General features: G+C 73.4%; 28 protein-coding genes. 9 read left to right on the forward strand and 19 right to left on the reverse strand.

The annotated features are described in order from the left end of the window. Positions 1–5 precede the first annotated feature (5 nt). The 5 genes from ACFRAC_RS13665 to ACFRAC_RS13685 are packed head-to-tail and all read left to right on the forward strand — an operon-like array spanning position 6 to position 5494. Positions 6–1181 carry an ADP-ribosylglycohydrolase family protein gene (locus ACFRAC_RS13665; RefSeq protein ID WP_382924065.1) on the forward strand — a complete coding sequence of 392 codons (1176 nt, stop codon included), beginning with the start codon at positions 6–8 and terminating at the stop codon, positions 1179–1181. After that, complete coding sequence (locus ACFRAC_RS13670; RefSeq protein ID WP_382924066.1) at positions 1169–2560, forward strand: ADP-ribosylglycohydrolase family protein; 1392 nt, start codon at positions 1169–1171, stop codon at positions 2558–2560. The genes ACFRAC_RS13665 and ACFRAC_RS13670 overlap by 13 nt, the downstream gene beginning before the upstream one ends. Next, positions 2557–3450, forward strand: coding sequence for a ribokinase (gene rbsK, locus ACFRAC_RS13675; RefSeq protein ID WP_382924067.1), 894 nt, complete (start codon positions 2557–2559; stop codon positions 3448–3450). The genes ACFRAC_RS13670 and rbsK overlap by 4 nt, the downstream gene beginning before the upstream one ends. Beyond that, a complete protein-coding gene (locus tag ACFRAC_RS13680) occupies positions 3447–4646 on the forward strand; it encodes a CaiB/BaiF CoA transferase family protein (protein WP_382924068.1) in 1200 nt (399 codons plus the stop codon). The genes rbsK and ACFRAC_RS13680 overlap by 4 nt, the downstream gene beginning before the upstream one ends. Then, a complete protein-coding gene (locus ACFRAC_RS13685; protein WP_382924069.1) occupies positions 4643–5494 on the forward strand; it encodes an HpcH/HpaI aldolase/citrate lyase family protein in 852 nt (283 codons plus the stop codon). The genes ACFRAC_RS13680 and ACFRAC_RS13685 overlap by 4 nt, the downstream gene beginning before the upstream one ends. 64 nt (positions 5495–5558) lie before the next feature. Here ACFRAC_RS13685 and lgt read toward each other — a convergent pair whose 3' ends face one another. The 11 genes from lgt to hisI all read right to left on the reverse strand — a co-directional run bounded on the left by lgt (position 5559) and on the right by hisI (position 14400). Then, positions 5559–6551: a prolipoprotein diacylglyceryl transferase gene (lgt, locus tag ACFRAC_RS13690; protein WP_382924070.1), complete on the reverse strand. Its 993-nt coding sequence runs from the start codon at positions 6549–6551 to the stop codon at positions 5559–5561. Positions 6552–6637: 86 nt separating this feature from the next. Continuing rightward, complete coding sequence (locus ACFRAC_RS13695) at positions 6638–7411, reverse strand: DsbA family protein (RefSeq protein WP_382924071.1); 774 nt, start codon at positions 7409–7411, stop codon at positions 6638–6640. Positions 7412–7530: 119 nt separating this feature from the next. After that, positions 7531–8352 (reverse strand): tryptophan synthase subunit alpha, encoded by an 822-nt coding sequence (gene trpA, locus ACFRAC_RS13700; RefSeq protein WP_382924072.1) that lies wholly within the window; start codon positions 8350–8352, stop codon positions 7531–7533. After that, entirely contained in the window at positions 8349–9638 is a 1290-nt protein-coding gene (gene trpB, locus ACFRAC_RS13705; protein WP_382924073.1) for a tryptophan synthase subunit beta, read from the reverse strand. The genes trpA and trpB overlap by 4 nt, the downstream gene beginning before the upstream one ends. A 60-nt stretch (positions 9639–9698) precedes the next feature. Next, on the reverse strand, positions 9699–9941 hold the full coding sequence (gene trpM / locus ACFRAC_RS13710) for a tryptophan biosynthesis modulator TrpM (protein WP_382924074.1): 243 nt from the start codon (positions 9939–9941) through the stop codon (positions 9699–9701). 20 nt (positions 9942–9961) lie between these two features. Continuing rightward, entirely contained in the window at positions 9962–10771 is an 810-nt protein-coding gene (gene trpC / locus ACFRAC_RS13715) for an indole-3-glycerol phosphate synthase TrpC (protein ID WP_382924075.1), read from the reverse strand. A 135-nt stretch (positions 10772–10906) separates the two neighbouring features. Then, positions 10907–11353, reverse strand: coding sequence for a DUF2752 domain-containing protein (locus ACFRAC_RS13720; protein ID WP_382924076.1), 447 nt, complete (start codon positions 11351–11353; stop codon positions 10907–10909). 78 nt (positions 11354–11431) lie between these two features. Then, a complete protein-coding gene (locus ACFRAC_RS13725) occupies positions 11432–11683 on the reverse strand; it encodes an HGxxPAAW family protein (protein WP_382924077.1) in 252 nt (83 codons plus the stop codon). Positions 11684–11793: 110 nt separating this feature from the next. After that, complete coding sequence (locus ACFRAC_RS13730) at positions 11794–12435, reverse strand: TIGR02234 family membrane protein (protein ID WP_382924078.1); 642 nt, start codon at positions 12433–12435, stop codon at positions 11794–11796. Between the two features lie 70 nt (positions 12436–12505). Then, on the reverse strand, positions 12506–13981 hold the full coding sequence (locus tag ACFRAC_RS13735) for an anthranilate synthase component I (protein ID WP_382924079.1): 1476 nt from the start codon (positions 13979–13981) through the stop codon (positions 12506–12508). 11 nt (positions 13982–13992) lie between these two features. Beyond that, complete coding sequence (gene hisI, locus ACFRAC_RS13740; RefSeq protein ID WP_382924080.1) at positions 13993–14400, reverse strand: phosphoribosyl-AMP cyclohydrolase; 408 nt, start codon at positions 14398–14400, stop codon at positions 13993–13995. Between the two features lie 73 nt (positions 14401–14473). Here hisI and ACFRAC_RS13745 point away from each other — a divergent pair, with 73 nt between their 5' ends. After that, the gene (locus tag ACFRAC_RS13745) at positions 14474–15109 is read left to right on the forward strand and encodes a TIGR03085 family metal-binding protein (protein WP_382924081.1); all 636 of its coding nucleotides are present in this window, start codon (positions 14474–14476) and stop codon (positions 15107–15109) included. Positions 15110–15134: 25 nt separating this feature from the next. Here ACFRAC_RS13745 and hisF read toward each other — a convergent pair whose 3' ends face one another. Genes hisF through hisD form a run of 8 tightly spaced genes read right to left on the reverse strand, consistent with a single transcriptional unit; the run spans position 15135 to position 20840 of the window. Then, the gene (hisF, locus tag ACFRAC_RS13750; protein WP_382924082.1) at positions 15135–15890 is read right to left on the reverse strand and encodes an imidazole glycerol phosphate synthase subunit HisF; all 756 of its coding nucleotides are present in this window, start codon (positions 15888–15890) and stop codon (positions 15135–15137) included. Continuing rightward, positions 15887–16291 carry a RidA family protein gene (locus tag ACFRAC_RS13755; RefSeq protein WP_361342819.1) on the reverse strand — a complete coding sequence of 135 codons (405 nt, stop codon included), beginning with the start codon at positions 16289–16291 and terminating at the stop codon, positions 15887–15889. Before ACFRAC_RS13755 ends, hisF begins: the two co-directional genes overlap by 4 nt. After that, positions 16288–17013, reverse strand: a complete 726-nt coding sequence (priA, locus tag ACFRAC_RS13760; protein ID WP_382924083.1) for a bifunctional 1-(5-phosphoribosyl)-5-((5-phosphoribosylamino)methylideneamino)imidazole-4-carboxamide isomerase/phosphoribosylanthranilate isomerase PriA — start codon at positions 17011–17013, stop codon at positions 16288–16290. The genes ACFRAC_RS13755 and priA overlap by 4 nt, the downstream gene beginning before the upstream one ends. A gap of 4 nt (positions 17014–17017) precedes the next feature. Further along, positions 17018–17662: an imidazole glycerol phosphate synthase subunit HisH gene (gene hisH, locus ACFRAC_RS13765; protein ID WP_382924084.1), complete on the reverse strand. Its 645-nt coding sequence runs from the start codon at positions 17660–17662 to the stop codon at positions 17018–17020. Then, positions 17653–17817 carry a hypothetical protein gene (locus tag ACFRAC_RS13770; protein ID WP_382924085.1) on the reverse strand — a complete coding sequence of 55 codons (165 nt, stop codon included), beginning with the start codon at positions 17815–17817 and terminating at the stop codon, positions 17653–17655. The genes hisH and ACFRAC_RS13770 overlap by 10 nt, the downstream gene beginning before the upstream one ends. A gap of 4 nt (positions 17818–17821) precedes the next feature. Next, positions 17822–18415 carry an imidazoleglycerol-phosphate dehydratase HisB gene (gene hisB, locus ACFRAC_RS13775; protein ID WP_079309625.1) on the reverse strand — a complete coding sequence of 198 codons (594 nt, stop codon included), beginning with the start codon at positions 18413–18415 and terminating at the stop codon, positions 17822–17824. After that, the gene (locus ACFRAC_RS13780; protein ID WP_382924086.1) at positions 18412–19518 is read right to left on the reverse strand and encodes a histidinol-phosphate transaminase; all 1107 of its coding nucleotides are present in this window, start codon (positions 19516–19518) and stop codon (positions 18412–18414) included. Before ACFRAC_RS13780 ends, hisB begins: the two co-directional genes overlap by 4 nt. Next, a complete protein-coding gene (gene hisD / locus ACFRAC_RS13785; RefSeq protein WP_382924087.1) occupies positions 19515–20840 on the reverse strand; it encodes a histidinol dehydrogenase in 1326 nt (441 codons plus the stop codon). The genes ACFRAC_RS13780 and hisD overlap by 4 nt, the downstream gene beginning before the upstream one ends. Positions 20841–21017: 177 nt before the next feature. On the opposite strand from hisD, the gene ACFRAC_RS13790 reads away from it, so the two are divergent. The 3 genes from ACFRAC_RS13790 (at position 21018) to ACFRAC_RS13800 (ending at position 24562) form a co-directional block, all read left to right on the forward strand. After that, the gene (locus ACFRAC_RS13790) at positions 21018–22595 is read left to right on the forward strand and encodes an oxidoreductase (protein WP_382924088.1); all 1578 of its coding nucleotides are present in this window, start codon (positions 21018–21020) and stop codon (positions 22593–22595) included. Between the two features lie 171 nt (positions 22596–22766). Continuing rightward, positions 22767–23813 (forward strand): hypothetical protein, encoded by a 1047-nt coding sequence (locus ACFRAC_RS13795; RefSeq protein WP_382924089.1) that lies wholly within the window; start codon positions 22767–22769, stop codon positions 23811–23813. Between the two features lie 11 nt (positions 23814–23824). Beyond that, positions 23825–24562, forward strand: coding sequence for an LON peptidase substrate-binding domain-containing protein (locus ACFRAC_RS13800; protein WP_382924090.1), 738 nt, complete (start codon positions 23825–23827; stop codon positions 24560–24562). Positions 24563–24575: the final 13 nt, after the last annotated feature.

Consider the following 24575-nt stretch of genomic DNA (forward strand, 5'->3'; position numbering starts at 1 on the left):
CCGGCATGACGCCCAAAACAGATGAAAGCAGTGGTCCGCGTCTCGACGAACGGATCACCGGCGCCCTGGTGGGCGCGGCGGTCGGCGACGCCCTCGGCGGCCCGGTGGAGGGCTACTCCCCCGACCAGATCCTGGAGCGCCACGGCGGCCGCGTCCACGGCGTCGTCGGCCCCTGGAACGGCGACGACTGGCGCACGGCCCGTCCCATCGCGCCGTACCACAAGGGTGACGGGCACGTCACCGACGACACCTTGATGACGCACGCGCTGGTCCGCGTCTACGCGGCCGTCCGCGACCACCTCGACGCGTACGCGATCGCCGACCACCTGGTCCCGGACCTGATGACGACCCCGCGCTGGATCCCGGAGCTGGAGGCCGAGGCGCTCCCCCTGCACCGGGTCTTCCTCGCCGAGAAGTGGCTCGTCGCCCGTCTCCACTACGGGCACGTGGACCCCCGGGAGGCCGGCGTCGGCAACATCGTGAACTGCGGCGCCGCGATGTACATGGCCCCGGTCGGCCTGGTCAACGCGGCCGACCCCCGGGCCGCGTACGCCGAGGCGCTGGACGTCGCGGGCGCCCACCAGTCGTCGTACGGGCGCGAGGCGGCGGGTGTGTTCGCGGCGGCGGTGGCCGCTGCCTGCGCCCCCGGCGCGACCCCGGACTCGGTCGTCGGCGCCTGTCTGTCCCTGGCCCGGGACGGCACCCGCGAGGCCATCGAGAAATGCTGCGAGACCGCCGCTGCCCACAGCGACTTCGAGTCGGCGCTGGTCCCGCTGCGCGAGGCCGTCGCCCCCTACGACACGGTCGGCCCCGACTACCGCCGGCCCTCGCTCGGCGCTCGCCGCCCCTCCCGGCTGCACGCCGTCGAGGAGCTGCCGATCGCCCTGGCCATGGTGCTGGTCGCCGGCGGCGACCACCGCGGGGCGGTGCTCGGCGCGGTGAACTACGGCCGGGACTGCGACTCGATCGCGACGATGGCGGGCGCCGTGACCGGCGCCCTCGGCTCCCCGGTCCCCGACGAGTGGGCGAAGACGGTCGCGGAGGCCAGCCGGCTCGACCTGTGGGAGCCGGCCCGCGTCCTGGCCGACGTGGCCCGCGAGGTGCACGCCCGTGACGTGGCCCGCCGCCGGGCCCACGAGGCGGCGTTCCGCGTACTGGAGGGCCGGCCGTGCTCCGGCTGACGTGGGTGCAGCCCGAGGACCTGATCGGCCACGAGCTGAGGCAGGCCGCCCTGGACGGCCGGGAGCCCGCGCGGATCGCGGCCCGCTGGGAGGCGGCGGGCGGCCGTACGGCCCCGGTACGGGCAGGCGCCTCGGCGGAGCCGGCGTCCCGGTATCTGCGGACGCTGGCCGAGGACCTGCTGGACGAACTGGCGGACCTGCCCAGCCGGAGCGCCGACCGGGAGCCCACCGACCTCGCCGCCGTCAAGGCGCTCTGCCCGGACTGGCCCGCGCCGGCCGCCCCCGCCCGGACCACGCCGGCCCGCCTGGAGGCCGCCTGGCTGGGCCGGGCCGTCGGCTGTCTGCTCGGCAAGCCGGTCGAGAAGCTTCCGCTCGACGCCATCCGCGCGCTCGCCCGGCCGGCCGGCAACTGGCCCCTGCGCGGCTACTTCACCGCCAGGGGCGTCCCGGCGGACCTGCTCGCCGCCCACCCCTGGAACCGCCGCTCCGCCACGACCTCGCTCGCCGAGAACATCGACGGCATGCCCGAGGACGACGACCTCAACTACCCGCTCCTCAACCTCCTTCTGCTCCAGCGGTACGGCCGGGCCTTCAGCACCGCGGACGTGGCCCGGCTCTGGCTGGACGAGCTGCCCGCGGGCCGTACGTTCACGGCCGAACGTGTCGCGCTGCGCAACCTCCTCCTCGGTGTCGAGCCGCCGCACACGGCCCGCCACCGCAACCCGTTCCGCGAGTGGATCGGTGCCCTCATCCGGGCCGACGTCCACGGCTGGACCCACCCCGGCGACCCTGGCGCCGCGGCCGAACAGGCCCACCGGGACGCCACCCTCACGCACACCGCCAACGGCGTCTACGCGGCGATGTTCGCGGCGGCGGTCATCGCCCGGGCGGCCCGCGCGACCGGGCCGGAGGACGTCCACGCCTGTCTGCGCGCCGGACTCGCGGTGATCCCGCCGGAGTCCCGGCTGGCCCGGGCGGTCGGGCACGCGACGGCGCTGGCGCGGACGCACGAGGACTTCGACACGGTCGTCGACCTCCTCCACGCCCGGTACGCGCCGGACCACCACTGGGTCCACTCCGTCCCCAACACGGCCCTGACCGTCGCCGCCCTCACCCACGCGGACGGCGACTTCACGGGCTCCATCTGCCGTGCGGTGTCCGGCGGCTGGGACACCGACTCCAACGGGGCGACGGCGGGCAGCGTCGCCGGTCTCCTCGCCGGCTCGCCCGCCGCCCTGCCCGACCACTGGACCACGCCTCTGAAGAACCGTCTCGCCACCTCCGTCGGCGGCCTCGACGGCACCGGCTTCGACACCCTCGCCCGGCTCACGCACGACCTCGCCCAGGACCTCACCCCCTTGGAGGCCACACGCCCATGACCGACATCGTCGTGCTCGGCAGCACGAACATGGACCTCGTCACCTACGTAGAGAAGGCCCCGCAGCGCGGCGAGACCGTCACCGGCCGGGAGTTCCGCACGATCCCCGGCGGCAAGGGCGCCAACCAGGCGACCGCCGCGGCCCGCGCGGGCGGCGGCGTGCTGATGATCGGCGCCGTCGGCAACGACACGTACGGCACCCAGCTGCGCTCCGCGCTCGAACACTCCGGGGTGGACACCGACGACCTGCGCACGGTCGAGGGCCCCTCGGGCACCGCGCACATCGTCGTGGACGACGAGGGCGGCAACGCGATCGTCGTCATCCCCGGCGCCAACGGCACCCTCGACCACCTGAGCCCCGGCGACGAGGGCGTCATCGCCGCCGCCGACACCCTGCTGCTCCAGCTGGAGATCCCGCTGGCCGCCGTGCTCGCGGGCGCCCGCGCGGCCCGCCGCCACGGCGTCCGCACGGTCCTCACCCCGTCCCCCGCCCAGCCGCTCCCCGACGAGCTCCTCGGCACGATCGACCTGATCGTCCCCAACGAGCACGAGGCCGCCACCCTCACCGGCCGCACCGACCCCCGCGAGGCGGCCGGCGTCCTGCTGGACCTGGTCCCGGAGGTGGTCGTCACCCTGGGCGCGTCCGGCAGCCTGTACGCGGCCCGGGGCGCCGAGCCGCTGACCGTCCCGGCCCCGAAGGTCACCGCCGTCGACTCCACCGGCGCCGGCGACACCTTCGTCGGCGCCCTCGCGGTGGCACTCGGCGAGGGACGCCCGATGCCCGACGCGCTGACCTGGGCGTCCTGCGCGGCCGCCCTGTCCGTGCAGCGAGAGGGCGCCACGGTGTCGATGCCGTACCGCCCCGAGATCGACGAACGGTACGCGTCATGACCGCGGCGGCCCCGGCACCCCTGGCCGGCCTGCGCGTGCTCGATCTGGCCACCCTGTTCGCAGGACCCCTCGCCGCCACCATGCTCGGCGACTTCGGCGCGGAGGTGATCAAGGTCGAGCACCCGGAGAAACCCGACCCGTCCCGCGGCCACGGCCCCGCCAAGGACGGGGTGGGACTGTGGTGGAAGGTCCTCGGCCGCAACAAGCGCACGATCACCCTGAACCTGTCCCGGCCCGGCGGCCGCGCCACCCTGCTGCGGCTCGCCGCCACCGCGGACGTCGTCATCGAGAACTTCCGCCCCGGCACTCTGGAGAAGTGGGACCTCGGCTGGCCGGAGCTCTCGGCCGCCAACCCGCGCCTGGTCCTGACCCGGGTCACCGGCTTCGGGCAGTTCGGCCCGTACTCCCACCGCCCCGGTTTCGGCACCCTGGCCGAGGCGATGAGCGGCTTCGCCGCGCTCACCGGGGAACCCGACGCGCCCCCGACGCTCCCGCCCTTCGGCCTGGCCGACTCGATCGCGGGCCTCGCCACCGCGTACGCCGTGATGACGGCCCTCGCGGCCCGCGAGCGCACCGGCGAGGGGCAGGTCGTCGACATGGCCCTCATCGAGCCGATGCTGCTGGCCCTCGGCCCCCAGCCGACCTGGTACGACCAGCTCGGCTACGTCCAGGAACGCACCGGCAACCGCTCCGCCAACAACGCACCGCGCAACACCTACCGCACGGCCGACGGCACCTGGGTCGCCGTCTCCACGTCCGCCCAGTCGATCGCCGAGCGGGTGATGCGGCTCGTGGGGCGCCCCGACCTGATCGACGAGCCGTGGTTCGCGACGGGCGTGGACCGGGCCCGGCACGCCGACGTGCTGGACCGGGCGGTCGGCGACTGGATCGCCCGGCACACCCGCGCCGACGTGCTGGCCGCCTTCGAGAAGGCGGAGGCGGCGGTGGCCCCGGTCCAGGACGTCCGGGACGTGATGACCGACCCGCAGTACACCGCGCTCGACACGGTCACCACCGTCGACGACCCCGAGCTGGGCGCGCTGCGGATGCAGAACGTCCTCTTCCGGCTCTCCGCCACGCCCGGCGCGATCCGCTGGGCGGGCCGCCCGCACGGCGCGGACACCGACGAGGTCCTCACCGGTCTCGGCCTGTCCCCCGCCGATCTCGCGGCCCTGCGGGAGGAGGGCGCCCTGTGACCGGCCCGGCGGAGACCACCCCGTACCCGCTGACCTGGTTGTACGCCCCCGGGGACCGGCCGCGGGTGGTGGCCGGGGCGCTGGCGTCCGGCGCCGACGTCGTCATCGTCGACCTGGAGGACGCGGTGGCCCCGGACCGCAAGGACTACGCACGGGCGGCCACGGCCGAACTGCTCAGCGCGCCCGGGCACCCCGTGCCCGTCCACGTCCGGGTGAACGCGCTGGACACCCCGGCGGGGGCGCGGGACCTCGCCGCGCTGGCCGCCCTGCCCGGTGTGGCCGCCCTGCGGCTGCCGAAGGTGACGTCGGCCGACCAGGTCATCCACCTCGCCGAGACCACGCCGGCCGCGGCCCCGGGCACGACCCGGCTGCACGCACTGCTGGAGTCGGCCCTCGGCATCGAACGCGCGCACGCGATCGCGTCCGCGCATCCGGCCCTGCGCGGCATCTCCCTCGGCGAGGCGGATCTACGGGCCGACCTGGGCGTACGGGGGGACACCGGGCTCGACTGGTGCCGTTCCCGAGTGGTCGTCGCCGCGCGGGCGGCCGGTCTGCCCCCGCCGGCCCAGTCCATCCACCCGGACATCCGCGATCTGGAGGGTCTGGCGGCGTCCTGCGCGCACGGCCGCGCGCTCGGCTTCCTGGGCCGCGCGGCCATCCATCCCCGCCAGCTGCCCGTGATCGAGCGGGCGTATCAGCCCACGGAGCGGGAGCTGGAGCGGGCGGAGACGATCGTCAAGGCGGCGGCGACCGGCCAGGGGGCGCTGGCCCTGCCGGACGGGCGCTTCGTCGACGCGGCGGTGGTGGCGGCCGCGCGGCGCACGCTGTCCCTGGCGCGCCGCGCCTGAGACACCAGACACCACGAAGGGCGCCGGGGCCCCGGGGCGCCCTTCGTGGTGTGACGGGCAGGGGTCAGCCCTTGCGGGCCGACTCCGCCTCGTCGCGCGACTCCTTGGTGTCCTCGGCAGCGTCCTCGGTCTCGGTCTCGGTCTCGGTCCCGGCGTCCGCCTCGGACGTCTTCCCGCCGTCGGTGTCGGCGTCCGTGTCCGTCTTCTTCTCACCGGACGCGTCGCCCGAGTCGCCGTCGGCCGCACCGGGCTCGACGACGGCCTCACGGCCGGGCCGCTTCCTCGCCGACACCACGATGTAGACCACGGCGAGCACGAAGACCAGCAGCGCGGTCCAGTTGTTCAGCCGCAGGCCGAGGATGTGGTGGGCGTCGTCGACCCGCATGTACTCGACCCAGAACCGGCCGGCACAGTACGCGGCGACGTACAGGGCGAACGCCCGGCCGTGGCCCATCTTGAAGCGGCGGTCGGCCCAGATCACCAGCACGGCGACGCCGACGCACCACAGGGACTCGTACAGGAACGTCGGGTGGTAGGTGCCCGGCACCCGCCCGTCCGTGGAGGACGTGATCTCCAGCGCCCACGGCACGTCGGTGCGGCGGCCGTACAGCTCCTGGTTGAACCAGTTGCCCCACCGGCCGAGCGCCTGCGCGAGGGCGATGCCGGGGGCGACGGCGTCGGCGTACGCGGGCAACGGGATGCCACGGCGGCGGCAGCCGATCCACGCGCCCAGCGCGCCGAGCGCGATCGCGCCCCAGATGCCGAGACCGCCCTCCCAGATCTTGAAGGCGTCCACCCAGTCACGGCCCTCGCTGAAGTACAGCTCGTAGTCCGTGATCACGTGGTAGAGGCGACCGCCGACCAGGCCGAACGGGACGGCCCAGACCGCGATGTCCGCGACCGTGCCGGCGCGCCCGCCCCGGGCGATCCAGCGCTTGTTGCCGAGCCAGACGGCTACGAAGACACCGATGATGATGCAGAAGGCGTAGCCGCGCAGCGGAATGGGTCCGAGGTGGATCACCCCGCGCGACGGGCTGGGAATGTAGGCAAGTTCCATGGCAAGGTCGACGCTACCCTGCCGGGCGGCACCGATGTCGGGCTGCCCGGCTACGGGTCCATAACAGGCCGCGCCCGTACGGGCGCTCAGCCCTTGGCGTTCGCCTCCACCATCTGCTTGAGCTTGGCCGGTGTCATGGTCTGGTCCTGGTAGATGTTCTTGCCGTTGAGCAGCACCGTGGGCGTGCCGCTGAAGCCGCCCGTCTTGAAGGCGTCGTTGGACTTCTCCACCCAGCTGTTGTGCGTGCCGTCCTCGACACACTTGCGGAAGGCGGGCGTGTCCAGGCCGTCCACCTTGGCCGCGAGCTTCAGCAGCGTGCCGTTCTCCGCGAAGGCGTCGTCGGCCTCCGGCGGCTGGTTGCGGTACAGCACGTCGTGGTACGCGACGAACTTCCCGGCGTCCTGGGCGCAGGCCGCGGCGTTCGCCGCGTTGCGGGAGCCGGTGCCGCCCATGTTGCCGTCGATGATCGTCGCCAGGTGGTACTCGACCTTGAGCTCGCCGGAGCCGGTCAGCCCGTGGATCGTCGAGCGGTAGGCGTCCTCGAAGGACTTGCAGGCCGGGCAGCGGAAGTCCTCCCAGACCGTCAGCGTCGAGGGGGCGCTCTCCTTGCCGACCGGAATGGCGAGCCCGTCCTTGCCCTGGGCTCCGGAGGGGCCGACGACCGGCCCGGCGTCGCTGCCGCTGTCCTTGCCGGCGTTGGCCGCGACGACCCCGATCACGGCGGCGAGGCCCAGCACGCAGACGACGCTCGCGCCCACGATCAGCGTGCGGCGCCGCCGGTCCGCCGCCTTCTGCTTCTCCCGCTCGACCGCCAGCCGCTCCCGGGCGGTCCGCTTTGCGTCACGATTCTTTTCGCTCACAACCGCAGAAACGAACCGGGGAGGCGCACCGCGCCTCCCCGGTCCCAGGTCCACCCGTTCGGGCGACTCGTACGGAAGGCCCTCCTTCCGACGATGTCCCGCGCCCGCGCGGGTACCGGCTACGCCCGCCGCCGGCGCACGCCCTCCGCCAGTTCGCCGGCGAGGGCCCGGACGGCCTCGACACCGGCCGCGTCGTCCGGCGCGTCCAGCATCCGCTTGACGAAGGCCGAGCCGACGATCACGCCGTCCGCGAACCCGGCGACCTCGGCCGCCTGCTCGGCGTCGGAGACGCCCAGGCCGACGCAGACGGGCAGATCGGTGCCGGTGGCCCGGGTGCGCTCGACCAGCTCGTGCGCCTGCGCGCCGACGGACGCGCGGGTGCCGGTGACACCCATCAGGGAGGCGGCGTACACGAAGCCGCTGCCGGCCGCGGTGATCTCGGCGAGCCGCGCGTCCTTGCTGCTCGGCGCCACGACGAACACGGTCGCCAGACCGTGCTTGTCGGCGTGCTCCCGCCACAGCGCCGACTCCTGGACGGGCAGGTCGGGCAGGATGCAGCCGGCGCCGCCCGCCTCGGCCAGCTCGGCGGTGAACCGCTCGACGCCGTAGCGGTCGATGGGGTTCCAGTACGTCATGACGAGGATCGGCTTCCCGGTGGCCGCGTGGGCCTCGCGGACCGTGCGCATCACGTCGGCGATCCTCACCCCGCCGCGCAGGGCGATGTCGTCGGCGGTCTGGATGACCGGGCCGTCGAGCACGGGGTCGCTGTGCGGCAGGCCGACCTCCACGACGTCGGCGCCGCCCTCCAGGGCGGCCTTGACCGCCGCGATGCCGCCGTCCACGGTCGGGAAGCCGGCCGGCAGGTAGGCGATCAGCGCGGACCGGCCCTCGGCCCCGGCGGCCGCGAGGGTGTCCGACAGCAGCTGGATGTTCCCGCTCATCGGGCGTCCCCCTCGATCTCGGCGGTGTCGGCGGCGTCGGCCGGGACCTCGGCGTCGGTGCCCTCGTCGTACAGCCCGAAGTAGCGGGCGGCGGTGTCCATGTCCTTGTCGCCCCGGCCGGACAGGTTGACGATGATCAGCCCGTCCTTGCCGAGCTCCTTGCCGACCTCCAGGGCTCCGGCGAGGGCGTGGGCGCTCTCGATGGCCGGGATGATGCCCTCGGTGCGCGACAGCAGGCGCAGGGCCTGCATGGCGGCGTCGTCGGTGACCGCGCGGTACTCGCCGCGTCCGCTGTCCTTGAGGTAGGAGTGCTCGGGGCCGATGCCCGGGTAGTCCAGGCCGGCCGAGATGGAGTACGGCTCGGTGATCTGGCCCTCGTCGTCCTGGAGGACGTAGGAGCGGGAGCCGTGCAGGATGCCGGGCTCGCCGGCGGTGAGGGTGGCCGCGTGCTCGCCGGTCTCCACGCCGTGACCGGCCGGCTCGCAGCCGATCAGGCGGACGGAGGCGTCCGGGATGAAGGCGTGGAAGAGGCCGATGGCGTTGGAGCCGCCGCCGACGCAGGCGACGGCCGCGTCGGGCAGGCGTCCGGCGCGCTCCAGGATCTGGCGGCGGGCCTCGACGCCGATGACCCGGTGGAAGTCGCGGACCATGGCGGGGAAGGGGTGCGGACCGGCGACGGTGCCGAACAGGTAGTGGGTGCGGTCGACGTTGGCGACCCAGTCGCGGAACGCCTCGTTGATGGCGTCCTTGAGGGTGCGGCTGCCGGACTTCACGGCGATGACCTCGGCGCCGAGCATGCGCATCCGGGCCACGTTGAGCGCCTGGCGCTGGGTGTCGATCTCACCCATGTAGATCGTGCAGTCGAGGCCGAACAGGGCGCAGGCCGTCGCGGTCGCGACGCCGTGCTGGCCCGCGCCGGTCTCGGCGATGACCCGGGTCTTGCCCATGCGCCTGGTGAGCAGGGCCTGGCCCAGCACGTTGTTGATCTTGTGCGAGCCGGTGTGGTTGAGGTCCTCGCGCTTGAGGAAGACGCGGGCGCCGCCCGCCTCCGCGGCGAACCGCGGGACCTCGGTCAGCGCGCTGGGGCGGCCGGTGTAGTTCACCAGCAGGTCGTCGAGCTCACGGGCGAACTCGGGGTCGTGCTTGGCCTTGTCGTACTCGACGGCCACCTCGTCCACGGCGGCGACGAGGGCCTCCGGGATGAACTTGCCGCCGAACGCGCCGAAGTAGCCCTCGGGGCTGGGGACCTGACCCTCCGGGTCGGGGATGAAGAAGTCGCTGGGCATGCGGAAACCTCACGGTGAGTGGTGTGTGAACAGCACTGATCGCCGTGGGGGCGGGGATGGTCAGTCGACCGCGACGCCATCGTGGCCGGTCGCGCCCGCGCGGCGGTGGCCGCACGTCGAAGGGAGCCCCGCGCCCCTGACGGGGCGCTGCCATCGGCGGCCGTTGACCTGCCCGGGCTCGTCTCCGATGACGTAGCGCACACGACGGCCGTGGACCCGGCGGGCGGGCGCGCGGCAGCCACGGGGGCGGCAGCCGCGCGCGAGGCGGGCGTACCGGTCCGTGGTGGTGGTCGTGGGCGTCATCGGGGGGATCCTATCGGGGCTCAGCCACGGCCGTGCCGCAGTGCCGGGTGCTCGCCCGCCGCCACCAGGTCGGAGACCGCGGTCTTCGGGTCCTTGCCGGTGACCAGGGACTCGCCGACCAGGACCGCGTCGGCGCCGGCGTTGGCGTACGCGATGAGGTCGTGCGGGCCGCGGACGCCGGACTCGGCGACCTTGACGAGGGTGTCCGGGATCTCGGGCGCGAGACGCTCGAAGGTGCCCCGGTCGACCTCCAGGGTCTTCAGGTTCCGGGCGTTGACACCGATGATCTTGGCGCCGGCGTCGACCGCGCGGTCGACCTCGTCCTCGTCGTGCACCTCGACGAGCGGGGTGAGCCCGATGGACGCGGCGCGCTCGATGAGGGACTCCAGGGCGGACTGGTCGAGGGCCGCGACGATCAGCAGGGCGAGGTCGGCGCCGTACGCGCGGGCCTCCCACAGCTGGTACGAGGTGACGATGAAGTCCTTGCGCAGGACCGGGATGTCCACGCGGGCGCGGACGGCCTCCAGGTCGGCCAGCGAGCCGCCGAAGCGGCGCTGCTCGGTGAGGACGGAGATGACGGCCGCGCCGCCCGCCTCGTAGTCCGCGGCGAGCCCGGCCGGGTCGGCGATCGCGGCCAGCGCGCCCTTGGACGGGCTGGAGCGCTTGACCTCGCAGATGACCTTGACGCCGTCGCCGCGGAGCGCCGCGACACCGTCCTTGGCCGCGGGGGCCTTCGCCGCGCGCTCCTTGAGCTCGTCGAGGCTGACGCGCGCCTGCCGCTCCGCGAGGTCGGCACGGACTCCGTCGATGATCTCGTCGAGCACACTCACGCGAGCGGCCCCCTTCCAGACGGTTGGCTGAGAAAGCGGTTCAAAACCGATGGTCACTGCGATGGTATCCGGAGGCGGGCCGAGGCCCCGCATCCGGTTGACGCCGGTCCCAGTACCTGGACGTCCACCGGTTGTTCAAGGGTGCAGCAGGCCACCGAACGGCGAGTTCCGGACAACGGTGAACACCAGGGTCAGGGCGCCCACCGCCCACAGGTGCGCCGGCGCGAGGTCGATCCGCAGCGGGCGGCCCCGTACGGAACGGATCACCCAGACGGTCCACAGCACGGCGAAGAGCGCGTAGCCGGCCACCGCGAGCGCGTTGTCCTGGAGCGCCGCCGCGAGGTCGCCGTGCACGACGGCGTGCGCGCTGCGCAGCCCGCCGCAGCCCGGGCAGAAGATCCCGGTGTACTGCAGGAGGGGGCAGGCGGGGTAGTGGCCCGGTTGACCGGGGTCGACCGCGCCGACGTACGCGAAGGCCCCGGCGACGGCCGCGAGCACGCCCGCCGGGACGGCCACGCGGCGGGCGAGGGCGGCCGCGCCGGTCGCCGGCGTCCTGCGGCTGTCGGTGTCCACGTCGAGCATTGTGCCCCGGACAGGCGTGAGGGGCGCCCCCGGGCACTCCATCGGTGCGGGGTCGCCCCTCGGTGCGTCACGCGGTGCTCAGCCCTTGGCGCCGGCCGCCTGGCGCTCCTCCGTGGTGAGGTACGGCTCGTGGGCGTCCTTGGGCTGGCCCAGCCCCATGGAGCTCATGAGCCAGCCGACGATACCGCCGAGGACCACGATGCCCATACCGGCCCAGAAACCCGCCGGCTGGGCCATCACCATGAAGGCGCCCGCCACGCAGAACCCGATGAAGGCGATCGTGACACCGGTCCAGGCGGCCAAAGTGTGACCGTGGCTGTTGCCCGCCATTGCTTGCTCCTCGTTGCCGTGTACGTGTCGTACGTGGGGTGAGCCGGTCGCTCCCCGTCATTGTCCCGCACGCGCGCGCGTGCGGTCATCGGGGGTCGCGGCGGCGGACGTCAGGCTCCGGTGGGGTCCTCGCCCCGGTCGAGAGCCTTCCAGATCTCCTCGGGACGGTCGGGGTCGGCGGGGCGGGCCGTGGGGCGCGGGCGCGGTGCGCCGTTCCGCTCGTAGCGGCCGGACATGCCGGGCCAGATCCGGCCGTAGCGCAGGGCCAGGAGTCCGGCCAGCAGGATCAGGGCGCCGCCGGCCGCGGCGGCGTACGGCCAGGCGGTGTGGGTGAGGGACTCGACGGTGGCGGCGGTGTCGCCGGAGGCCCGGGCGGCCTGCTCGTCCAGCGCGGAGCTGTCCGAGGCGCCCAGCAGGGCGGCGACGACGGTACCGGCGCCGGAGAGCGCGAGCAGGGCGGCGACCAGGACGCGGCCGGCCCGGCGCACGGCGAAGACGGCGACGAGCGCGGCCAGCCCGACTATCGCCAGGGCCGCGGGCACGCCGGTGACGTCGCTGCCCTTTGCGGTGAGGGGGAAGGAGCCGCCCGCCACCGCGGCGGTGCCCTCCGACCAGCGCTGCCGGGTGGCGAGCAGGGCCACGGCCGCGCCGAGCGCCCCGCTCAGCAGGGCGAGGGCCAGACTCAGACGGCCCGCGCGGGCGGAGCCCGGGGCTTCGGAACGGGAGTGAGGAACAGCAGTCACGTACTCCACTATCACCCGAACCCCGCCCGGGCGGGGACCCGGGGTTCGGGTGACTGACGCCACGTGGCCGCCCGGGGGCTCAGGACAGCCGGTTCGCGGTGTGCACGGCGCGCAGGACGGCGGCCGCCTTGTTGCGGCACTCGGTGTCCTCGGCGACGGGGTCGGAGTCGGCGACGATGCCCGCGCCGGCCTGGACGTAGGCGGTGCCGTCGCGCAGCAGGGCCGTGCGGATGGCGATGGCGGTGTCGGAGTCGCCGGCGAAGTCGAGGTAGCCGACGCAGCCGCCGTACAGGCCGCGCCGGGACGGTTCGAGTTCGTCGATGATCTGCATCGCGCGGGGCTTGGGCGCACCGGAGAGGGTGCCGGCCGGGAAGCAGGCCGTCAGCACGTCGAAGGCGGTGCGGCCCGGCGCGACGCGACCGGTGACCGTCGAGACGATGTGCATGACGTGGGAGTAGCGCTCGACGGACATGAAGTCGACGACCTCGACGGAACCGGGCTCGCAGACCCGTCCGAGGTCGTTGCGCCCCAGGTCGACCAGCATCAGGTGCTCGGCGCGCTCCTTGGGGTCGGCGAGCAGCTCGTCGGCGAGGGCCTGGTCCTCCTGCGGGGTCGCCCCCCGCCACCGGGTCCCGGCGATCGGGTGCACCATGGCCCGGCCGTCCTCGACCTTGACGAGGGCTTCCGGCGAGGAGCCGACGACGTCGAACCCGTCGAAGCGGAACAGGTACATGTACGGCGACGGGTTGGTCGCCCGGAGCACCCGGTACACGTCCAGGGCGCTCGCGGTGCACGGCGTCTCGAAGCGCTGGGAGGGGACGACCTGGAACGCCTCGCCGGCCCGGATGCGCTCCTTGATGTCCTCGACGGCGGCCTGGAAGTCCTCGCCGCCCCACAGCGCGGTGTACTCGGGCAGCTCCGAGGGCGGCAGGACGGCGGGCGGCTGGGCGACCGGGCGGATGAGGTCCGCCTGCATGGCGTCCAGGCGGGCGACGGCGTCGGCGTACGCCTCGTCGACGCCGGTGTCGAGGTCGTTGTGGTTGATCGCGTTGGCGATCAGCAGGACCGAGCCCTCCCAGTGGTCCATGACGGCGAGGTCGCTGGTGAGCAGCATGGTCAGCTCGGGCAGCCGCAGGTCGTCGCGTCCGCCGGGGCCGAGCTTCTCCAGGCGGCGCACGATGTCGTAGCCGAGGTAGCCGACCATGCCGCCGGTGAAGGGCGGCAGGCCCTCCTGGTGAGGGGTGTGCAGGGTCTCGACGGTGGCGCGCAGGGCGGCGAGCGGGTCGCCGTCCACGGGGACGCCGACCGGCGGGGTGCCGAGCCAGTGGGTGTGGCCGTCGCGCTCGGTGAGCGTGGCCGCGGAGCGCACGCCCACGAAGGAGTACCGGGACCAGGAGCGGCCGTTCTCCGCGGACTCCAGCAGGAAGGTGCCGGGGCGTTCGGCGGCCAGCTTGCGGTAGAGCGCGACGGGGGTGTCGCCGTCGGCGAGGAGCTTGCGGGTGACCGGGATGACCCGCCGGTCGGTGGCCAGCTTGCGGAACGTCTCGAGGTCCATGGCCGCCGACCCTACTGATCCGCGGCGGCCGCGCCGGAACCGGCGTCGCCGACGAGCACGTCCGCGTCGAAGCACGTCCGGGCGCCGGTGTGGCAGGCGGCGCCGACCTGGTCGACCTGGACGAGGAGCGTGTCGGCGTCGCAGTCCAGGGCGACCGACTTCACCCATTGGACGTGACCCGAGGTGTCGCCCTTGACCCAGTACTCCCGGCGGCTGCGCGACCAGTAGGTGCAGCGGCCGGTGGTCAGCGTGCGATGCAGCGCCTCGTCGTCCATCCAGCCGAGCATCAGCACCTCGCGGGTGTCGTACTGCTGGGCGATGGCGGGCAGGAGCCCGTCCGCGCTGCGCTTGAGGCGTGCGGCGATCTCGGGGTCCAGCCCACTGGGCGTGCGGGGCGTGCTCGTGGTCATGTCTGCCATTGTGCCGCGCGCCACCGGCTGTTCCGGGCGGCGTCCACTGGGCGGACCCGGTACGTGGTCGTAGGCTGACAGTATGTCGACCTTCGCACAGCGTGAACGACTCCTCCTCGCCGACCTCTTGGAGGCCGAGGGCCCCGAGGCCCCGACGCTCTGCGAGGGCTGGCTGACCCGTGATCTCGCGGCGCACGTGGTGGTGCGCGAGCGCCGGCCCGACGCGGCCGCCGCCCTGCTGATCAAGCAGCTGGGGCCACGCGTGGACAAGGCGATGGAGGAGTTCGCGGCGAAGCCGTACGAGGAGCTGCTCCAGCTCATCCGGACCGGCCCGCCGCGCTTCTCGCCCTTCCAGCTCAAGCAGATCGACGAGGCGTGGAACACCATCGAGTTCTACATCCACACGGAGGACGTGCGCCGGGCGCAGCCGGACTGGACGCCGCGCGAGCTGGACCCGGTCTTCCAGGACACGCTGTGGTCCCGCCTGGAGCGCGTCGCCCGCCTGATGGGCCGGGGCGCCCCCACGGGCCTGGTGCTGCGCCGCCCCGACGGCCAGACGGTGGTCGCCCACCGCGGCACCCCGGTGGTCACGGTGACCGGCGACCCCTCGGAGCTGCTGCTCTTCGCCTACGGCCGGCAGAGCGCCGCGAAGGTCGAGCTGGACGGCGACAAGGACGCGATCGCCAAGCTGTACGAGACGAAGCAGCTCGGGATCTGAGGGGTGTCCTGTCGATCAGGCCGGGTCAGCGCACCGGGTGCCCGGCGCCTCGCAGCGCGTCCTTGACCTGGCCGATCCTGAGGTCGCCGAAGTGGAACACCGATGCCGCCAGCACCGCGTCGGCGCCCGCCTCGACGGCGGGGGTGAAGTCGGCGAGCTTGCCGGCGCCGCCGGAGGCGATCACCGGGATCGTCACGTGCTTGCGCACGGCCCGGATCATCTGCAGGTCGTAGCCGTCCTTGGTGCCGTCCGCGTCCATCGAGTTCAGCAGGATCTCGCCGGCGCCCAGCTCGGCCGCGCGGTGCGCCCACTCCACGGCGTCGATGCCGGTTCCCTCACGGCCGCCGTGGGTGGTGACCTCGAAGGTGCCCTCGGGGGTGCGGCGCGCGTCGACGGAGAGGACGAGCACCTGGCGGCCGAAGCGTTCGGCGATCTCCCGGATGAGGTCCGGGCGGGCGATGGCCGCCGTGTTGACGCCGACCTTGTCGGCTCCGGCGCGCAGCAGCCTGTCCACGTCCTCCGCGGTGCGGACGCCGCCGCCGACGGTCAGCGGGATGAACACCTGCTCGGCGGTGCGGCGCACCACGTCGTACGTCGTCTCCCGGTTGCCCGAGGAGGCGGTGATGTCCAGGAACGTCAGCTCGTCGGCGCCCTCGGCGTCGTACACCTTGGCCATCTCGACGGGGTCGCCCGCGTCGCGCAGGTTCTGGAAGTTGACGCCCTTGACGACCCGGCCGTTGTCCACGTCCAGGCAGGGGATGACTCGGACCGCCAGGGTCATTGATCCACGGCTCCTCTGTATGCCTCTAGCTCTACTTCGACCAGGATGCGGGGGTCGACGAACCCCTCCACGACGAGCAGGGTCGTGATGGGGCGCACCGGGTCGAAGATCTCCTTGTGGGCGCGGCCCACCTCGTCCACGTCCCGCTGGTGGCTCAGGTACATCCGGGTGCGGACGACCGACTCCGGACCGAGGCCGAACGCGGCGATCGCCTCCAGCGCGCCGGCGAAGGCCACCTTGGCCTGCTCGTACGGGTCGCCCTCCCCGTACAGCGTCGGTCCCCGGAAGGCGGTGGTGCCGCCCACCAGGACGCGGTCGCCGGCCGCGACGGCGCGTGCGAACCCGAAGGACTCCTCCCAGGGGCTTTCGCTCCGCACGCGCCGCACGGGTTCGGACGTCATGACGCCACTGCCTCCAGGGCCTCCTCCAGCGTGAACGCCTTCGCGTACAGGGCCTTGCCGACGATGGAGCCCTCGACGCCGAGCGGAACGAGCTCGGCGATGGCCCGCAGGTCGTCCAGCGAGGACACGCCGCCGGAGGCGACGACGGGGCGGTCCGTGACCGCGCAGACGTTCTTCAGCAGTTCCAGGTTGGGGCCCTGGAGGGTGCCGTCCTTGGCGATGTCGGTGACGACGTACCGCGCGCAGCCCTCCTGGTCGAGGCGCTCCAGCGTCTCGTAGAGGTCACCGCCGTCGCGGGTCCAGCCGCGACCGCGCAGGGTGGTGCCGCGCACGTCCAGGCCGACGGCGATCTTGTCGCCGTGCTCGGCTATCACCTTGGCGACCCACTCGGGGCTCTCCAGGGCGGCCGTGCCGAGGTTGACGCGGGTGCAGCCGGTGGCGAGCGCGGCGGCGAGGGAGGCGTCGTCGCGGATGCCGCCGGACAGCTCGACCTTGATGTCCATGGCCTTCGCGACCTCCGCGATCAGCTCGCGGTTGTCGCCGGTGCCGAACGCGGCGTCCAGGTCGACCAGGTGCAGCCACTCGGCGCCGGACCGCTGCCAGGCGAGGGCGGCCTCCAGCGGGGAGCCGTAGGAGGTCTCGGTGCCGGACTCGCCGTGCACGAGGCGGACGGCCTGGCCGTCGCGGACGTCGACGGCGGGGAGGAGTTCGAGCTTGGCCATGTCTCTACAGGCTTCCGATCCAGTTGGTGAGCAGCTGCGCGCCGGCGTCGCCGGACTTCTCGGGGTGGAACTGGGTGGCCCACAGTGCGCCGTTCTCCACGGCGGCCACGAACGGCCTGCCGTGCGTCGACCAGGTGACCTTGGGGGCGGTCATCAGCGCGTTCTCGGTCTGGAAGCTCCACTCGTGCACGGCGTAGGAGTGCACGAAGTAGAAGCGCGCGTCGGCGTCCAGGCCGGCGAAGAGCTCGCTGCCGCCGGCCGCCTCGACGGTGTTCCAGCCCATGTGGGGCACGATGTCGGCCTGCAGCGGCTCGACCGAGCCCGGCCATTCGCCCAGGCCCTCCGCCTCGACGCCGTGCTCGATGCCGCGCGCGAAGAGGATCTGCATGCCGACGCAGATGCCCATGACGGGGCGTTCGCCGGACAGCCGCCGGTCGATGATCCAGTCGCCGCGGGCGTCGGTGAGGCCCTGCATGCAGGCGGCGAAGGCGCCGACGCCGGGCACGAGCAGCCCGTCGGCGTTCATGGCCTTGTCGAAGTCACGGGTGATCTCGACGTCGGCCCCGGCGCGGGCGAGGGCCCGCTCGGCGGAGCGTACGTTGCCGAAGCCGTAGTCGAAGACCACGACGCTCTTGGTGGTCAATTCCACACCTCCAGCCTCAAGACGCCGGCGACGAGGCACAGCGCGGCACTGACGGAGAGCAGCACGATGAGGCTCTTGGGCATCTGCTGCTTGGCGAAGGAGATGATGCCGCCGACCAGGAAGAGGCCGACGACGATCAGGACGGTGGACAGCCCGTTCATGGGGTTACAGCGCGCCCTTCGTCGACGGCAGGATGCCGGCCGCGCGCGGGTCGCGCTCGGAGGCGTAGCGCAGGGCGCGGGCGAGGGCCTTGAACTGGCACTCCACGATGTGGTGGGCGTTGCGTCCGTAGGGCACGTGCACGTGCAGCGCGATCTGGGCCTGCGCGACGAACGACTCCAGGATGTGCCGGGTCATCGTGGTGTCGTACTCGCCGATCATCGGCGCCATGTTCTCGGGCTCGGTGTGCACGAGGTAGGGACGGCCGGAGAGGTCGACGGTGACCTGGGCGAGGGACTCGTCCAGCGGGACCGTGCAGTTGCCGAAGCGGTAGATGCCCACCTTGTCGCCGAGGGCCTGTTTGAAGGCGGCGCCCAGCGCGAGGGCGGTGTCCTCGATGGTGTGGTGGGAGTCGATGTGCAGGTCGCCCTCGGTCTTGACCGTGAGGTCGAACAGGCCGTGGCGGCCGAGCTGGTCGAGCATGTGGTCGTAGAAGCCGACGCCGGTCGCCACGTCGACCTTGCCGGACCCGTCGAGGTCGATCTCGACGAGGACCGAGGTCTCCTTCGTCACCCGCTCCACGCGTCCTACGCGGCTCATGAGCTCTGCTCCTTCTTCATTTCACGGACCGCGTCGAGGAACGCGTCGTTCTCTTCGGGGGTGCCGGCGGTGACCCGCAGCCAGCCGGGCACGCCGTTGTCCCGGACCAGGACGCCCCGGTCGAGGATCTGCCGCCAGACGGCGTGCGCGTCGTCGAAGCGTCCGAACTGCACGAAGTTGGCGTCCGAGGCGGTGACCTCGTAGCCGATGGCGAGCAGTTCGGTCACCAGCCGGTCGCGCTCGGCCTTCAGCTGCTCGACGTACTTCAGCAGCGTGCCGGTGTGTTCCAGGGCGGCCAGGGCGGTCGCCTGAGTGACGGCCGACAGGTGGTACGGCAGGCGGACGAGCTGGACGGCGTCGACCACGGCGGGGTCGGCGGCGAGGTAGCCGAGGCGCAGGCCGGCGGCGCCGAACGCCTTGGACATGGTCCGGGACACGACCAGGTGGGGCCGGCCCTCGATCAGCGGCAGCAGCGAGTCGCCGTGGCTGAACTCGACGTACGCCTCGTCGACCACGACCATCGACGGCTTCGCCGCCTGCGCGGCCTCGTACAGGGCGAGGACGGTCTCGCGCGGGACCGCGTTGCCGGTGGGGTTGTTGGGGGTGGTGATGAAGACGACGTCGGGCCGGTGCTCGGCGATGGCCTTCCCGGCGGCGGCGAGGTCGATGGTGAAGTCCTCGTTGCGCGGCCCGGAGATCCAGCCGGTGCCGGTGCCGCGCGCGATGAGCGTGTGCATCGAGTACGACGGCTCGAAGCCGATCGCGGTGCGGCCGGGTCCGCCGAAGGTCTGCAGCAGTTGCTGGATGACCTCGTTGGAGCCGTTGGCCGCCCAGACGTTGGCGAGGCCCACCGGGTGGCCGGAGGTGTCGCTGAGGTAGGCGGCGAGCCGGGTGCGCAGCTCGACGGCGTCCCGGTCGGGGTAGCGGTTGAGGTCGCGGGCGGCCTCGCGGACGCGCTCGATGATCCGCTCGACCAGCGCCTCGGGCAGCGGGTAGGGGTTCTCGTTGGTGTTGAGCCGTACGGGGACGTCCAGCTGGGGCGCTCCGTAGGGGGACTTGCCGCGCAGCTCGTCCCGTACGGGCAGGTCGTCGATGTCGGTCACTTGCTCTCGGGTACCTTCCAGCCGAACCGTGCCTTGACCGCCGCGCCGTGTGCCGGCAGGTCCTCCGCCTCCGCCAGGGTGACGACGTGGTGCGCGACCTCGGCGAGCGCGTCGCGCGTGTAGTCCACGATGTGGATGCCCCGCAGGAAGGACTGGACGGACAGGCCCGAGGAGTGGCAGGCGCAGCCGCCGGTGGGCAGGACGTGGTTGGAACCGGCCGCGTAGTCGCCGAGGGAGACCGGCGCCCAGGGGCCGATGAAGATCGCGCCGGCGTTGCGCACGCGGTCCGCGACGGCCGCGGCGTCGGCGGTCTGGATCTCCAGGTGCTCGGCGCCGTACGCGTCGACGACCCGCAGGCCCTCGTCGACGCCGTCGACGAGGACGATGGCGGACTGCTTGCCCTTCAGGGCCGGCACGATCCGGTCGTCGATGTGCTTGGTGGCCGCGACCTGCGGCTCCAGTTCCTTCTCCACCGCGTCCGCGAGCTCCACGGAGTCGGTGACGAGGACGGCGGCGGCCAGCGGGTCGTGCTCGGCCTGGCTGATCAGGTCGGAGGCGACGTGCACCGGGTCGGCCGTGGAGTCCGCGAGGATCGCGATCTCGGTGGGGCCGGCCTCGGCGTCGATGCCGATCCTGCCGGTGAAGTAGCGCTTGGCGGCGGCGACCCAGATGTTGCCGGGGCCGGTGACCATCTTCGCGGGCGGGCAGGACTCGGTGCCGTGCGCGAACATCGCGACGGCGGTGGCGCCGCCGGCCGCGTACACCTCGTCGACGCCGAGCAGCGCGCAGGCGGCGAGGATCGTGGGGTGCGGCAGCCCGCCGAACTCGGCCTGGGCCGGTGAGGCGAGCGCGATCGACTCGACGCCGGCCTCCTGGGCCGGGACGGCGTTCATGATCACGGAGGACGGGTAGACCGAGCGGCCGCCGGGCGCGTACAGGCCGACGCGGTCGACGGGCACCCATTTCTCGGTGACCGAGCCGCCGGGGACGACCTGGGTGGTGTGCGCGGTGCGGCGCTGCTCGCGGTGGACGAGCCGGGCGCGGCGGATGGACTCCTCCAGGGCCGCGCGCACGGCCGGGTCGAGCTCCGCGAGGGCCTTGTCGAGGGCCTCCGCGGGGACCCGCACCTGGTCGAGCCGGACTCCGTCGAACTTCTCGGCGAAGTCGATCAGCGCCGCGTCGCCCCGATGATGCACGGCCTCGCAGATCGGACGCACCTTCTCCAGGGCGGCCGCCACGTCGAAGTCGGCTCGGGGCAGCAGGTCGCGCAGGGCGGGGCCCTCGGGAAGGGCGTCGCCGCGCAGATCGATTCGGGAGATCACGTACCCAATTCTCTCAGACCCGCGTCCGGCCCCGTGGACGCGTATCAATGGCTGATACAGAGTGTCCCGGGAACCCGGAAGATCCCCTTCACGTCTTGCGTTCGGGGCGTCACTCAGCGGGCATGACGGTGGTACGGGGCCACCGACTCGCGAGTAGCCGAGGAGGATGAGAAGGACGTGACCGAGGGGGCCGGCATCCGGGACGGGGACCTGCCGGACGATCTGACCGCCGCCGAGGCCGGGATGTGGCAGGCGTTCCGCAACGGCAGCGTGTACGACCTGAGCAGCGGCGACACGGTCGTCGACGATCCGCACGGCGGGCACCCCTGGGGCGAGGAGCGGACCGTGCGGGCCCGCATCGTGTGCTGGCTGCTGCTGGACGGGCCGCGGGCGCTGGCGGGCCGGGTCTCCTCGCTGAAGCTGGTGGGGGTGCAGGTCAGCGGCGCACTGGACCTGGCGGGCGGCACCGTGCACCCGTACGTCGAGATGCGGGGCTGCCGCTTCGAGCGGGAGGTCCTGCTGCCGGAGGCCCGGTTCACCACGCTGCGGCTGGTGGACTGCTCGGTGCCGCGCCTGGAGGCGGCGCGGGTGCACACCGAGGGCGATCTGCATCTGCCGCGCTGCCGCTTCCACAACGGGGTGCGGATCACGGACGCGCACATAGGCACGGATCTGCTGCTCAGCCAGGCGGTGGTGTACCGGGACCGCAGCGGCCGTTCGATCGCCGGGGACGGCATGAGCGTCGGCCAGGACCTCCAGGCGGAGATGCTGGAGTCGCACGGCGAGCTGAGTCTGCGCGGCGCGAGCATCGGCGTGTCGCTGAGCCTGCGCGGGGCGCGGCTGGTCAACCCGTACACCCGGCTCGCGCTGAACGCGCCGCAGCTGACCGTCGGGCGGACCCTGTACCTGACCCCGGCGGGGATCGGCAGTCCGCTGCTGAGCGGGCGCACCCCCGCGCGCGGGACGCGGGTGCAGCGGTTCGAGTGCCGGGGCGGGGTGCGGCTGGACGACGGGCGGTTCGGGGACGCGGTCGACCTGGAGCGGGCCCGGTTCGTCTTCACGGACGAGCAGGAGCTGTCGATGCGCCGCATCCAGACGCCGGAGCTGCGCTTCCTCGGGGAGCGGATGGAGCGCGGCCGGGTGGTGCTGTCGGGGGCGCGGGTGGTCAACCTGATGGACCGGGCGGACGCCTGGCCGGGGCCGGGGCTGCTGCACATGGGCGGCTTCGGCTACGAGAACCTGGTGCCGCGCGGCCCGTTCCCGCTGGAGCGGCGGCTGGAGTGGGTGGCCGCCGCGACCGCCGAGTACAACCCGGAGCCGTACGAGCTGCTGGCCTCCGTGCTGCGGGCGGGCGGGGAGGACGAGGACGCGCGCGAGGTGCTGCTCGCCAAGCAGCGCCGGCGGCGCGAGACGCTGCCGCCCGCCGGGAAGCTGTGGGGGTACGTCCAGGACTGGATGGTCGCCTACGGTTATCGGCCCGGACGGGCCGCGGTGTGGATGGCGATCCTGTGGGCGGCGGGCTCGGTGGCCTTCGGGTACGCCGACCATCCGCCGCTCAAGGGCGGCGAGCACCCGGCATGGAACCCGACGCTGTTCGCGCTGGACCTGCTGCTGCCGGTGATCGATCTGGGGCAGGTGGGGTTCTGGCAGCTCAGGGGCGTCTGGCAGTGGCTGGCTGCGGCGATGATCCTGCTGGGCTGGATCCTCGCGACGACCGTGGCGGCGGGGGCGACCCGGACGCTGCGCCGCAACTGAGGCCTGGGCGGGGCTCTGAGTGATGTGGGGATTTGTGTGACCGATGAGCTGATTTCATGGATGTCCGACTGTTGTTGAACACTTGACCTTTACCGGTTCTTGACCTGCCGGGATACAACTTTCGCCGTCTTGGCCGTTCCCTCTGGCGCGGGCGTGAGCTGCGGACTTTCAATGGTCGACACCATGGCTCTGCCGCTTCCGTTCGGCCGGGCGTCACGGACGCCCAGGCCCTCAGCGCAGCACCCCGCCGCCGGGCTCCCCGCCGACGACGAGGTGCTCCTCGACGCGCCCGACGACCGCCTCGGCCCCGCGCTGGTCGCGGCCGGGCAGGGATCCCACCGCACCGCGGCGGACCTGCTCGCCGCCACCCGCGCGCACCGGCGGTGGGAGGACCGCGACCGGTACGTCCTGCGTCTGGCCGCCTTCGCCCGCTCCCGGCCGGAGTGGGTGCAGGACTGGTACGCGGCCGCGCCGGACGACCCGGACGTCCTGCTGCTGCGCGCCCAGCTCGCCGTGGACCACGCCTGGCGGTCCCCGGCCCGGGCCGAGCTGCTGCGCGGCGTGAGTCCGCTGATCACCGCCGCCGCCCGGGCCGACGACCGCGACCCGGTGCCCTGGCGGCTCGCCCTGGACCACGCGCGCGGCTCCCGCGCCGGGCACACCTACTTCGGGGAGCTGTGGGAGGCGGCCCTGCGCCGCGCGCCGCTGCACTACGGCTGCCATGTCGCCGCCCTGCGCTATCTGGCCTCCTCCTGGCACGGCTCCCACCGGGAGTGCCTGGACTTCGCCGACCGGGCCGCCCAGGACTCCCCCGCCGACTCCCTCGTCCAGGCGCTGCCCGCCCGGGCGGCGCTCGCCTACCTGCACGACGGGTGCGGCCCCGGTGTGCCCCCGGAGCGGCTGCACGCGGCGGCCGACCGGGCGGTCGCGCTGTCGGCCCGGTTCCCGGCGGCCGACCCGTGGCCGGCCGCGGTGCGCAACAAGCTCACGTACGTCCTGGTCGAGCTCGGCCGCTGGGACGACGCCCTGGACCAGCTGCGGCTGATCGGGCCGTACGCCACGTCCTACCCGTGGAGCCGGTTCGCGGAGGATCCGCTGAGCCGCTTCCTGGAGGTACGCCACCAGGTCCGACGGCACGTGGGCTCCGTCACGGCCCCGGAGCGCTCCGGACATCCACCAGGTGGGCGCGCCGGACGCGCCGGACGGCGCGACCACTAGGCTTTGGCGCCGTGACCGTCCGCCTTCCGCTCTTCCCCCTGAACTCGGTGCTCTTCCCCGGGCTCGTCCTGCCGCTGAACGTCTTCGAGGAGCGGTACCGCGCCATGATGCGCGAGCTCCTGAAAACCCCCGAGGAGGATCCGCGCCGCTTCGCCGTGGTCGCCATCCGCGACGGCCACGAGGTGGCGGCGAGCGCCCCCGGGATGCCCGATCCCACCGCCGTGCCCGAGCGCGGCCCCGCCGCGGGCTTCGGGCCCGACCCGCTCCAGGCCTTCCACTCCGTGGGGTGCGTCGCGGACGCGGCGACGATCCGCGAGCGGGCCGACGGCACGTTCGAGGTGCTGGCGACGGGCACGACCCGGGTGCGGCTCGTCTCCGTGGACGCCTCCGGCCCTTTCCTGACGGCCGAGCTGGAGGAGCTCACGGAGGAGCCGGGTGACGAGGCGGGAGCTCTCGCGGAAGGCGTGCTGCGGGCCTTCCGGCAGTACCAGAAACGTCTCGCCGGCGCCCGCGAGCGGTCCGTGTCCACCACCGCCGACCTGCCGGAGCAGCCGTCGGTCGTGTCCTATCTGGTGGCCGCCGCCATGATGCTGGACACCCCGACGAAGCAGCGGCTGCTCCAGGCCCCGGACACCGCGTCCCGGCTGCGCGACGAGCTGAAACTCCTTCGCGCCGAGACCTCGATCATCCGTACCCTGCCCTCGCTCCCGGCGTCGGACCTGACCCGCGGACCGACCAGCCTCAACTGACGCACCACCCTGG

This window comes from Streptomyces sp. NPDC056628 (genome assembly GCF_042792555.1).
Lineage (GTDB): Bacteria > Actinomycetota > Actinomycetes > Streptomycetales > Streptomycetaceae > Streptomyces.